Origin of the sequence: Streptomyces katrae (genome assembly GCF_000966975.1) — a bacterium.
In the GTDB taxonomy this organism is placed as follows: domain Bacteria; phylum Actinomycetota; class Actinomycetes; order Streptomycetales; family Streptomycetaceae; genus Streptomyces; species Streptomyces katrae.
In genome coordinates this window covers 1-11,452 of record NZ_JZWV01000707.1, presented here as the reverse complement: position 1 = coordinate 11,452, position 11,452 = coordinate 1, and the positions used below count along the sequence as shown (strand labels likewise).

The following is an 11,452-nucleotide window of genomic DNA, read 5'->3' as shown; positions in this document are numbered from 1 at the left end:
GTTCCCCCTCGGGCGGGGCGCCGTCCGGGGCGGGGGGCTCCCCGCCGGGGTCGCCGGCGGCGGCTTCCGCGGGGGCCGCTCCGGGGGCGGGGGCGTCGGCGCCGCCCGCCAAGGGGTCCGTGACGGTCACGGGTGAGGTGGCGAAGGGGCTGGACTCCCCGTGGGGCGTGGCCCCGCTGCCCGGCGGTGACCTGCTGGTGGCCTCCCGGGACAAGGGCACGATCAGCAGGGTCCGGACGGATACCGGCGAGGTGACGCAGATCGGGCGGGTGCCCGGGGTGGCTCCCGGCGGGGAGGGCGGGCTGCTGGGGCTCGCGCTGTCCCCGCACTTCGCGTCGGACCGGCTGGTGTACGCGTACTTCACGACGGAGTCCGACAATCGCATCGCCCGGATGCGGTACGACGAGCAGAGACCGCCGGGGCAGCAGCTGGGGGCGCCGGACACGGTGCTGAGGGGCATTCCCAAGGGGCTCGTGCACAACGGCGGGCGGATCGCCTTCGGCCCGGACGGGATGCTCTACGCCGGGACGGGCGAGACGGGGAACACGGCGCTGGCGCAGGACAGGAAGTCGCTGGGCGGGAAGATCCTGCGGATGACCCCCGACGGGAAGCCGGTGCACGGGAATCCGGAGGCGGACTCGGTCGTCTACTCCTGGGGGCACCGCAATGTGCAGGGCCTCGCCTGGGACGGGGACAAGCGCCTGTGGGCGTCCGAGTTCGGGCAGCACTCCTGGGACGAGCTGAACCTCATCGAGCCGGGCGGCAACTACGGCTGGCCGGAGGTGGAGGGGAAGGGCGGCAAGGCGGGCTTCCGGGATCCGGTGGCCGTCTGGAAGACGGACGAGGCCTCGCCGAGCGGGATCGCCTGGGCGGAGGGTTCGATCTGGATGGCCTCGCTGAAGGGCGAGCGGCTGTGGCGGATCCCGCTGAAGGGGGCCGTGCCGGCGGCGGAGCCTGAGGCGTTCCTGACGGGGAAGTACGGGCGGCTGCGGACGGTGGTGGCGCTCGGCGGGGACAGACTGCTGCTGGTCACGAGCGAGACGGACGGCCGTGGGTCGCCACAGGCCGGTGACGACAGGATCCTGAGTCTGACGGTGCGGTGACCGACGGAGCCCCGGTGGGGGGCGGAAGGCACGGTGGGCACGGTGTTCAACATGATCGAGGAGTTGTTCAACCCGGGGCGGCGGCACACGGACGAGGAGAAGAAGCGGCTGGAGCTGTCCCGGACCGACGTCGGTGACGGCGATCCGGGACGGGGTCCGATAGACCTCGACTCGGGCTCGGTGCTCATACGCCGGGCCGCTGGCCCGCGGCCGGCCGCGGACCTAGGGCTGTGGCGCCGGGGCGGTGAACAGGCGCAGCCGGTGGGCGAGGGCCGCGGCCTCGCCCCGGCCGGCGACGCCCAGCTTGGCCAGGATGTTCGAGACGTGCACGCTGGCCGTCTTCGGGGAGATGAACAGCTCCTCCGCGATCTGGCGGTTGGTGCTGCCCGTGGCGACCAGGCGCAGGACGTCCCGTTCCCGGCTGGTGAGTCCCAGGGCCTCGATCGGGTCGGTGTCCGGGGCCGGTGCGGCCGGACGGGTCTCGTCGGGGGTCAGCGGGATCCTGGCGCGCTGGGCCAGCAGGGCCAGGTCCTCGCGGAGCCTTCTCGAACCCAGCCGGTCGGCGGTGGCGTGGGCGTCGCGGAGCAGGCCGGCGGCCGTGTCACGGTCTCCGCCGGAGCCCAGCAGGGCCTCGGCGAGCCGGTGGCGGACGCGGGCCAGCAGGTAGGGGCGTTCCAGGGGGCTGACGGCCGTCTCGACCGCTGTCCAGTCGGCGACGGTGTCGCGGCCCTCGGCGCGCAGCAGCTCGGCCCTCAGGTACTCGGAGTGGGCGCTCCACAGGGGGGCCGGGGTGGCCAGGGTGCGGGCGGCGGTGCGCAGGGCCTCCAGGGCGGCGGCGCGGCCTTCCTCGGTGCCGGGCAGGCCGCGGGCGTCGGCTTCGGCGGTGGCGGAGGCGAGGAGCAGGGGCCAGGCGTAGCGGTGCTGGCCGAGCGGGAAACCGTAGGCGATGGCCTGCGCCGTCTCGGTCCGGACGTCGGCGAGGCGGCCCTCGCCCTCGGCCACGCCGATGGCCAGCCGGAAGAGCGGTATCCGGTGCTGGGGCTGGCTGTCGTGGGTGCCGAAGTGGGCGTGGGCGGCGGCGAGCTGGGCCGCGGCCTCGGTGAGTTCTCCGCGGGCGAGGGCCAGGTAGGCCAGGCGGGCGGAGGCGGAGCCGCGGGGGGCGGCGCCGTGGCCCACGTGCAGGGTGCGCCGGGCCGCTTCGGCCGCCTCGTCCCAGCGGCCGAGGCTGTACAGGCTCTCCGCCATGTTCCCGCGGACCCAGGCCTCGGTGTCCAGGAGCCGGGCCTTGCTGACGAGTTGGACCCCTTGTTCGGCCAGTTCCACGGCTTCGCGGGACCGGCCCATGGCGCGTGACCGGCCCATGGATTCGAGTTGGGAGGTGATGTTGATATGGGCGCGGCCCGCTACGACGGTGAACCCGCGTGCGATGGCACGGTCCTTGACCTCGTGGAGCTCTGCGAGGCCGGTGGCGCCGTCGCCGGAGTCCATGAGCAGGCAGCCGTAGGTGATCCGGGCGTTGAGCTCGGTCTCCTCGGCGCCGATCATGCGGGCGTACTCCACGGCCCGTTCGGCGGCGGCGAGGTTGCCGGGGCCCGGGTTGTGGAGCATGCCCCAGCCCGCCACCCGGACGAGGACGTCGGCGTGCACCTGGGACGGGGGCAGCCCCTTGACGAGTTCCTGGGCGGTGGCGATCTCCTGCCAGCCGTCGCCGCGTCCGAGGTTGGCGATGAGGCGGGAGCGCTCGGTCCAGAACCAGGCGGCGCGCAGCGGGTCGCCGCCGTCCTCGTCGAGGATGCGCAGGGCCAGTTTGGTGAGCTTCAGGGCCCGTTCGCGTTCGCCGCCGTAGCGGGCGGCGACGGTGGCCTCGGCGAGGAGGTCGACTCGCTGGAGCGGGGTGCTGGCCGGGTCGCAGCCGCAGGGCGGGTAGACCTCGGTGTAGTCGGCGGGGCGCAGTGCCTCCCGTACCTCGTCGGGGGCGCTCTCCCACAGGTCCATGGCCCGTTCGAGCAGGCTGAGCTGTTCGGAGTAGGCGTGCCGGCGGCGGGCGGTGATGGAGGCGGCGAGGACGGCGGGCAGGGCCTTGGCGGGGTCGTTGGCGGCGTACCAGTAGTTGGCCAGCCGGATGACGCGTTCCTCGGCGCGGATCAGGGTCTCGTCGGCCTCCAGGGCCTCGGCGTAGCGGCGGTTGACGCGGGCGCGTTCGCCGGGCAGGAGGTCGTCGCTGACCGCCTCGCGGACCAGGGAGTGGCGGAAGCGGTATCCGTCGCCGTCGGCGGTGGCGAGGAGGATGTTGGCGCCGACGGCGGCGCGCAGGGCCTCGATCAGCTCGTCCTCGCCGAGGCGGGAGACGGCGAGCAGGAGCGGGTATTCGACGGTGGAGCCGCCCTCGGCGACGATGCGGACCACGCGCTGTGCGGCGTCGGGCAGGACCTCGACGCGGACCAGGAGCAGGTCGCGCAGGGATTCGGTGAGCCCGGTGCGGCAGCCGCTCTCGTGGGAGGCGACGAGTTCCTCGACGAAGAAGGCGTTTCCGTCGGAGCGTTCGAAGACGGAGTCGACGAAGGCCTCGTCGGGCTGGGAGGCGAGGATCCCGGCGAGCTGGCGGCGTACTTCGCCCCGGTTGAAGCGGGCCAGTTCGATGCGCTGGACGGTGCGGAGCCGGTCGAGTTCGGCGAGCAGGGGGCGCAGCGGGTGGCGGCGGTGGATGTCGTCGGCGCGGTAGGTGGCGACGAGGACGAGGCGGCCCCGGCCGAGGGCGCGGAAGAGGTAGGCGAGCAGGTGCCGGGTGGAGGTGTCCGCCCAGTGCAGGTCCTCCAGGACGAGGACGACGGTGCGGTCGGCGGCGAGGCGTTCCAGCATCCGGGCCGTCAGTTCGAAGAGGCGGGCCGTGCTCTCCTCGTCGTGGGGGCCGCGGGGGGTTTCGCCGAGTTCGGGGAGGATGCGGGCGAGTTCGTCCTCCTGGCCGGCGGCCGCGGCGGCGAGTTCGCCGGGGAGCAGGCGGAGCAGGGTGCGCAGGGCGGTCGAGAAAGGGGCGAAGGGAAGGCCCTCCGCCCCGATCTCCACACAGCCTCCGACGGCCACCACCGCTCCGCGGCGGGCGGCCTCGCCGAGGAACTCCTCGGTCAGCCGGGTTTTTCCGACTCCGGCCTCACCTCCGACGAGGAGGGCCTGGGGCTCCTGGTCCGCGGCGCGGGCCAGGGCGTCGACGAGTACGGCCAGTTCGTCGGCTCGGCCGACGAACACCGGGCTGACAGATCTGGTTTCCACGCCGCTGAGCATCGCACACGGGTCCGGTCGGGCGGCAGTCGTTATCGGTGCGCTCGTCATCTCGCGTCATTCCACGTGGTGCGTGGCGCGGGTTACGCGGCGCGGGTGAAGAGGCTCCGGTGGCGGCTCACCTGCCTCTCGCGTTCCTGGCCGCGAGAGGAGGTGCGGGAGGCCTTCTTGGCCTCGCGGGCGATCCGGTACCGGTCGGCCTCGCGGATGAGGTCGGCGCGGCGGGCGGTGGCGATCTCGTACTCGAACATCTCGTTCTCCCTGGTTGCTTTCTCGGGCACCTCGTTCGGTGTGATCCAAGATTCGCTTCCCAGAGGGGTGCGGCACATGAGGCGCATGCCCCATCTCTGTCCCGCCGGGGTCCTTAGACCTGGGACCCGGGGCCCTGAGGGGGCCTTGAGCCGCCCGGGGGCGGCCTAAGACATGGGTAAGGCGGTGCCTATTCGGAGGCCGTCGGGAGGGGTACGAGGAGGTCGAAGTACATGAGCGCGAAGAGCAGGACGCCGAGGACGCCGAGTGCGACGGCGGCCCAGGACACGGAGCGGACCCAGGTGGGGTGGGCCCGGCCGGGGGCGCCGAAGGCGGGGGCGGCGAGGACGACGGCGGCGAGGAGGAGGGCGAGGGCGGAGAGGAGGCCGTTGACGAGGGCGGTCATGTGCCAGGCGTCGCCGTACAGGGCGGCGATCTTCTCCTTGGCGGTGGTGGCGTTGGCCGACTCGATCTGGCCGATGAGGGTCTGGCGCTCGCCGATCACCCGGGCGACCCAGCTGCCGCTGAGGGCGACGAGTCCGAGGCCGGCGGCGGTGACGGCGGAGGCCGCGGAGCCGACGCCGGTGGGCCGCTCGGGGAAGGTGTCCGCCTCGTCGAGGTCCTCGGGCTCCTCGTCCGCCACGGCGTCGGAGGCGTCCGTGGCGGGGGCGGGGGCGTCGGTGGGGGCCTCGGGCTCGGCCGGGGTGCCGGTGTCCGGCTTGTCCTCGGCGGCGTCCGCCTCGGGGGCGGTCGGGTCGGCGGTCTTGGTGGTGTCCATGGCGCGCACCGTAGGCGGCGTTTCTGAGAGGCTCCTGAGAGCCCTCGTGGCGCGGGGGCTACGCGGTGCGGGCGGCGGCCCACTCGTCGGCGAGGAGCGACCAGACCTCGATGTCCTGGCGGACGCCGCGGTGCAGGTGGCTCTGCCGCAGGACGCCCTCGCGGGTGAAGCCGAGGCGCCGGGCGACGGCGATGCTCTTCTCGTTGCCGCCGGCCACGTGCCATTCGGCGCGGTGCATGCCGCGGACGTCGAAGGCCCAGTCGATGAGCACCCGGCAGGCCTTGGTGACCAGGCCCCGGCCGGTGCCCGCGGGTTCCATCCAGCAGCCGACCTCGCAGTTGCCCGCGGCGGCGTCGAAGTCCGCGAAGAGGACCCCGCCGACGAGGGTGCCGCCGGCCCGGATGCCGTAGAGGCGGCGGCCGTCGGCGGCGGCCTTCTCGGCGTTGGAGCGCAGCAGCTGCCGGGCCGACTCCAGGTCGGTGGCGCGGTCGGGGAAGCCGATGAACTGCCCGATGAACTCCCGGCCGCGGTCGATGTGCGCGAGGAACTCCTCCGCGTGCCAGACCTCCAGGGGGAAGAGCTGGGCGTCGTCGGCCAGGTCTATCGAGAACATGCGTGCTTCCTCGTGGTTGGTGAGCGGTCAGCGGGGCAGCCCGGCCGGGGCCGCGTGGTCCGCGTCCGGCCGCTGCGCCGGAAGTGTGGCACAGGGGCGGCATTCCGGGGGTTCGATGCTGATCCGGGGCAGCCTGCGCTCCAGCCAGGCGGGGAGCCACCAGTTGGCCCCGCCCAGCAGGTGCATGAGTGCGGGGACGAGCAGGGTGCGCAGGACGAAGGCGTCGAGGGCGACGGCGACGGCGAGCGCGATGCCGAACATGGCGATGATCCGGTCCCCGCTGAGCACGAAGGCGAGGAAGACCGAGATCATGATGACGGCCGCCGAGTTGATCACGCGGCTGGTCTCGGCGAGGCCCACGCGCACGGCCCGCCGGTTGTCGCCGGTCTCCAGCCACTCCTCGTACATCCGGCTGACGAGGAAGACCTGGTAGTCCATGGAGAGCCCGAAGAGCACCGAGACCATGATCACCGGGAGGAAGGGTTCGATGGGGCCTGCGCTGCCCAGGCCCAGCGGCTCGCTCCCCCAGCCCCACTGGAAGATCACGACGACGACGCCGAAGGAGGAGGCGACGGCGGCGACGTTCATGGCGGCCGCCTTGAGCGGGATGCCGAAGGAGCGGAAGGCGAGCAGCAGGAGCAGGCAGCCGAGGGCGATGACCACGCCGACGAAGAGCGGCAGCTTGCCGACGATCACTTCGGCGAAGTCGTCGTAGCCGGCGGTGACCCCGCCGACGTGGGCCTTCATGGTGCTGCCGTGTCCGGCGCGCGGGATGACGTCCTCGCGGAGGCGGTCGACGAGTGCGCTCGTGGCCCGGGACTGCGGGGCGGAGTCCGGGACGACCGTCAGGACCGCGGTGTCCCCGCTGCGGTTGAAGACGGCCGGGCCCGTGGAGGCGACGCCGTGGGTGGTGCGCAGGGCGTCGGCCAGTCGCTGGACGGCGACGCGGTCACCGGCGCCGTCGAGCCGGGCGACGACCGTGAGCGGGCCGTTCACGCCCGGGCCGAAGCCGTCGGCCAGCAGGTCGTAGGCCTTGCGGGTGGTGGAGGTGGCCGGGTTGTTGCCCTGGTCGGAGGTGCCGAGGTGGAGCGAGAGGGTGGGCAGGGCGAGGACCGCCATGACGAGGGCGGCGACCAGGCCGAGGAGTTTGGGGTGGCGTTCGACGAAGGCCGACCAGCGGGCCGCGAAGCCGGTGGGGGTGTCGGGCCGGGGGCCTTCGGCGGCGAGCCTGCGGCGTTCTCGGCGGGACAGGGCCCGCACCCCGATGTACGAGAGGAGGGCGGGGAGCAGGGTGACGGAGGCCGCGACGGTGAGGACCACCGTGAGGGAGGCGGCTATCGCGACGCCGTTGAGGAAGCCCAGGCGCAGCACCAGCATGCCGAGGAGGGCGATGCAGACGGTGGCCCCGGCGAAGACGACGGCCCGGCCGGTGGTGGCGACGGCGTTCTCGGCGGCTTCCTCGACGGTGAGACCGCGGGCCAGGCCCTTGCGGTGCCGGGTGACGATGAAGAGGGCGTAGTCGATGCCGACGCCGAGACCGACGAGGGTGCCGAGCATCGGGGCGAAGTCGGCGACGGCCATGGCGTGCCCGAGGAGGGTGATGCCGAAATAGGCGCTGCCGACGCTGACGAGGGCGGTGGCGATGGGCAGCAGGCTGGCGGCGAGGGAGCCGAAGGCGAGGAAGAGGACGACGGCGGCGATGGCGACGCCGATGACCTCGGCGAGGTGGGGGCTGGGGGCCTCGGTCAGGCCGATGGCACGGCCGCCGAGTTCGACCTGGAGGCCGTCGGTCTCGGTGGCGGGGTTCTTCGCCGCTTCGACGACGGCCTGGGCCTGGGCCTTGGGTACGGAGTCGGCCTGCCGGTCGAAGGTGACCACGGCGTAGGCGGTGCGGCCGTCGGGGCTGATCTGGGCATCGCCGGCGGGGCCGGTTCCGTAGGGGCCGGTGACGGAGCCGACGCCGGGGAGGGCGGCGATGGCGTCCAGGGCCCGGGTCATGCGGCGTTCGGGTCATGCGGCGTTCGACGTCGGGGGTCCGTGCGGTCTGGTGGTCCGGGGTCCGCCAGACGACGGTGTCGGTGTCGCCGCCCTGGCCGTGAAAGCCGTCGCGCAGGAGGACGTTGGCCTTGTTCGACTCGGTGCCGGGGACCTCGTAGTCGTTGGAGAACGCCGTCCCGGTGGCGGTGGCCGCGGCGCCGGTCGCGCCGAGGGCGAGCAGCCAGATCAGGACGGTGACCAGCCGGTGCCGCATGCACCACCGTGCGATTGCTGCCAACGGACGTGCTCCCTGGTGGTTCGGATCTTCAGCGGGAGTCGGCCCGACGCAAAGAACGCTTGAACTCGTGAAGTCGTGGACTGGTGAGTCGTGAACTTGTGAAAGGTCCGGCCGCCGGGGGCGGCCAGGGTGCTTGGGTTTACACCTCGTTCGACACGATCTCAGCGTTTCGTGATCGTTGGTCTGTTTCGTGTGCATCGTCACAGGCCTGGCCGTCGGCGGGTGCGTCGGCCCGGTAGCCCGGGACGGAGGGCCAGCGGACGGTGAGGACGACGGTGTCCTCCTCCGCGTACCAGGAGTGGTCGACGCCGCGGCCCCAGACGACGTAGTCGCCCTGTTCGGCGAGGACGACGGTGCGGCCGGGGAACTCCAGCCGGAAGCGGCCGCTGATGAGCACCTGGAGGGCGGTGCGCCGTTCGCCGGTGACCCAGCGTTCGCGTGCCTCGCCCTTGGGGTGGACCCCCCATTTGATCTCGACGTCCTCGCTGTGGCGGGGGTCGCCCGGCGCCTTGAAGTGGCCCAGGAGCCAGCCGCGGTCGGCGGCGGCGTCGGGGGTGGCCTTGCCGGTGTAGATGGTGTGCTCGTCGTTCACCAGGCGAGGTTATTGCACTTGTGGGGGTGGAGGATCAGCTGATGAGCTGCGCGCATGACGATGGATCTTGATGAACTCCTGAAGGTGCGCGACCACTACGACGCCGAGGTGCGGCGCGGTGCGCAGGGCCCGGACGTGGAGCGGGTGGGCCGGGTCGTGCGGATGAGCGTCCCCGGCTGGAGCGGGGTGCTGTGGTCGGACCTCGACGAGGACACGGCGGACGCGGAGATCGCGGCGCAGGTGGCGCACTTCGGCGCGCGCGGTGGCGCACTTCGGCGCGCGCGGGCCGGCGGAGGGCGGGCCGGCGGAGGGCGGGCCGGGGTTCGAGTGGAAGCTGTACACGCACGACCGCCCTGCCGACCTGGGCGACCGGCTGCGCGCGGCGGGCTTCGTCCCGGAGCCGGCCGAGACGCTGATGGTGGGCCGGACCGCCGACCTGGCCGCCCTGCCGGTGGAGCCGCCGGAGGGGATCACCCTGCTGCGGGTGACGGACGAGGCGGGCGTTGACCTGATGATGGCCGCGCACGACCGGGCCTTCGGTGTCGAGCGGCCCCGGATCAAGCAGGCCGTGCTCGCCGAGCTGCGCGAGGACCCGGATTCGATCGAGGTCGTGGTGGCGATGGCCGGGGAGGTCCCGGTCAGCTCGGCCCGGTTGGAGATCCGGGCGGGCAGCGACTTCGCCGGCCTGTGGGGCGGCGGCACGGACCCGGACTGGCGGGGCCGGGGCATCTACCGGCTGCTGGTGGCGCACCGCGCCAGGATCGCGGCCGAGCGGGGGATCCCTTACCTCCAGGTCGACGCCATGGACGACAGCCGGCCGATCCTGGAGCGGCTGGGCTTCGGGGTGCTCGGCGTCACCGTCCCCTACATCTGGCAGGGCTGAGGGACGTACGGCGCCCCGCCGGGGGCCGGTGTCCCCGGCGGGGCACCGCCCGGCCGGGGACACCGGCCCCCGGCGAACCCGCGCCCCGCGACCTGCGACCTGCGACAGGCCGACCGCCCGACCTGGCGACCCACGACCGGCGTTCCACGACCGGCGACCGGCGACCGGCAGTTGGGCGTGAAATCGGTTCCCGAGCTGCCGAAAGAGCGGCAAGATCGCGCCATGGACACCACCGAACGCATCGGCCCGCCCCTGACCGGGGACGAACGCGAGACCCTCCGGGCCTTCCTCGACTTCCACCGGGCCACCCTCGCCTGGAAGTGCGACGGGCTCACCGACGAAGAGCTGCGCCGCCAGGCCTCCCCGCCCTCCACCCTCTCCCTGCTGGGCCTGGTCCGGCACATGGCGGAGGTGGAGCGCCAGTGGTTCCGCCGCACGATCGGCGGGGACGCGGAGGTCCCCCACCTGTGGTCGGACAGCCGCGACTTCCAGGCCGCCTACGACGCCTCCGGCGCGACCCGCGCCGAGGCCTTCGCCGCGTGGGAGGCGGAGGTGGCGCACTCCCGTGCCGTCGAGGCCGCCGCCGAGTCGCTGGACGTGACGGTGTACGTGCCGAGGTGGGAGGAGGAGGCCTCGCTGCGCCTCGTCATGCTCCACATGATCCACGAGTACGCCCGCCACAACGGCCACGCGGACTTCCTCCGGGAGGCGATCGACGGCACCGTGGGCGCCTGACCGGCCCGGGGCCGTCCCTCGCGGAGACGACCCGGCGGCCGACACCCCCTCAGACCCCCTTATAGTTAGGCCAGCCTAACCTAAGACACTGGGGGAAGAGCGTGAGCGCTGTGACCACCGAGGCCTACGAGGTCTACCGCGACAGCTGGGGCATACCGCATCTGCGCGCGTCCGACCCGCTCCGCCTCTCCTATGCGCAGGGCCGCGTCACCGTCCGGGACCGGGCCTGGCAGCTGGAGGTGGAGCGGCACCGCGCCCAGGGCTCCAGCGCCTCGTTCCTGGGGGCCGACTGCGTCCCCTGGGACCGCTTCGCCCGCCAGGCCCGCCTCGACGACACCGCCCGCCGCTGCTTCGAGGCCCTGGACCCGGACACCGCCGCCTGGGTCGCCGCGTACGTCGACGGGGTCAACGCGGGCCTGGCCGAGGGCCCGGCCCGCGACGACCGCTTCGCCGCCGCCGGCCACACCCCGGCCCCCTGGGAGCCGTGGGTCCCGCTCTCGATCTGGATCGGCACGCACATCCTGTTCGCGGGCTTCGCGACCAAGCTCTGGCGCGACCGCGTCGCCCGCGCCCTCGGCGACGCGGCGACCACCCTCTTCGCCACCGACGGCCCCGGCACCGCCGGCAGCAACGGCTGGCTGGTCCCGGGCGACCGCACCGCCACCGGCGCGGCGATCATCGCGGGCGACCCGCACCGGTTCATCGAGGACCCGGGCGTCTACCAGCAGATCCGCCTGGCCTGCCCCGAGTACGACGTCCTCGGCCTGGCCGTCCCCGGCGTCCCCGGCCTGGCCCACTTCGGCCACGCCGGCTCCGTCGCCTGGGCCATCACCAACGCCATGGCCGACTACCAGGACCTCTACACCGAGCGGCTGCGCCCCGCGGCCTACGGCGTCGAGGCGCTGGGCCCCGACGGCGAGTGGGAACCCTGTCTCTTATACACATCTC

At 73.4% G+C, this 11,452-nt stretch carries 8 protein-coding genes and 3 pseudogenes; 5 read left to right on the top strand and 6 right to left on the bottom strand.

What is annotated here, in order from left to right:
* Together VR44_RS24755 and VR44_RS49200 are read left to right on the top strand one after the other, a co-directional pair.
* Window positions 1–1,103: PQQ-dependent sugar dehydrogenase (locus tag VR44_RS24755; RefSeq protein ID WP_045949796.1), on the top strand; the 1,103-nt coding region annotated here is incomplete at its 5' end.
* Window positions 1,104–1,154: 51 nt separating this feature from the next.
* Window positions 1,155–1,232: pseudogene (locus tag VR44_RS49200) on the top strand (DUF6191 domain-containing protein); the annotation flags it as partial.
* A 93-nt stretch (window positions 1,233–1,325) separates the two neighbouring features.
* On the opposite strand, the gene VR44_RS48535 reads toward VR44_RS49200, so the two are convergent.
* From VR44_RS48535 to VR44_RS24730, 6 genes and pseudogenes are all read right to left on the bottom strand, one after another.
* On the bottom strand, window positions 1,326–4,382 hold the full coding sequence (locus VR44_RS48535) for a helix-turn-helix transcriptional regulator (protein WP_094191887.1): 3,057 nt from the start codon (window positions 4,380–4,382) through the stop codon (window positions 1,326–1,328).
* 80 nt (window positions 4,383–4,462) lie between these two features.
* Complete coding sequence (locus tag VR44_RS45265; RefSeq protein ID WP_157880396.1) at window positions 4,463–4,660, bottom strand: hypothetical protein; 198 nt, start codon at window positions 4,658–4,660, stop codon at window positions 4,463–4,465.
* Window positions 4,661–4,818: 158 nt separating this feature from the next.
* Window positions 4,819–5,406 (bottom strand): hypothetical protein, encoded by a 588-nt coding sequence (locus tag VR44_RS24745; RefSeq protein ID WP_045949793.1) that lies wholly within the window; start codon window positions 5,404–5,406, stop codon window positions 4,819–4,821.
* A gap of 58 nt (window positions 5,407–5,464) precedes the next feature.
* Window positions 5,465–6,019 (bottom strand): GNAT family N-acetyltransferase, encoded by a 555-nt coding sequence (locus VR44_RS24740; RefSeq protein ID WP_045949792.1) that lies wholly within the window; start codon window positions 6,017–6,019, stop codon window positions 5,465–5,467.
* Between the two features lie 27 nt (window positions 6,020–6,046).
* Window positions 6,047–8,294 (bottom strand): annotated as a pseudogene (locus VR44_RS24735) (MMPL family transporter).
* A gap of 139 nt (window positions 8,295–8,433) precedes the next feature.
* Window positions 8,434–8,886, bottom strand: coding sequence for a cupin domain-containing protein (locus VR44_RS24730; protein WP_245692158.1), 453 nt, complete (start codon window positions 8,884–8,886; stop codon window positions 8,434–8,436).
* A gap of 60 nt (window positions 8,887–8,946) precedes the next feature.
* Here VR44_RS24730 and VR44_RS24725 point away from each other — a divergent pair.
* From VR44_RS24725 to VR44_RS24715, 3 genes and pseudogenes are all read left to right on the top strand, one after another.
* Window positions 8,947–9,769: pseudogene (locus VR44_RS24725) on the top strand (GNAT family N-acetyltransferase).
* A gap of 222 nt (window positions 9,770–9,991) precedes the next feature.
* On the top strand, window positions 9,992–10,504 hold the full coding sequence (locus tag VR44_RS24720; RefSeq protein WP_045949791.1) for a DinB family protein: 513 nt from the start codon (window positions 9,992–9,994) through the stop codon (window positions 10,502–10,504).
* 101 nt (window positions 10,505–10,605) lie between these two features.
* Window positions 10,606–11,452: penicillin acylase family protein (locus VR44_RS24715; RefSeq protein ID WP_425424531.1), on the top strand; the 847-nt coding region annotated here is incomplete at its 3' end.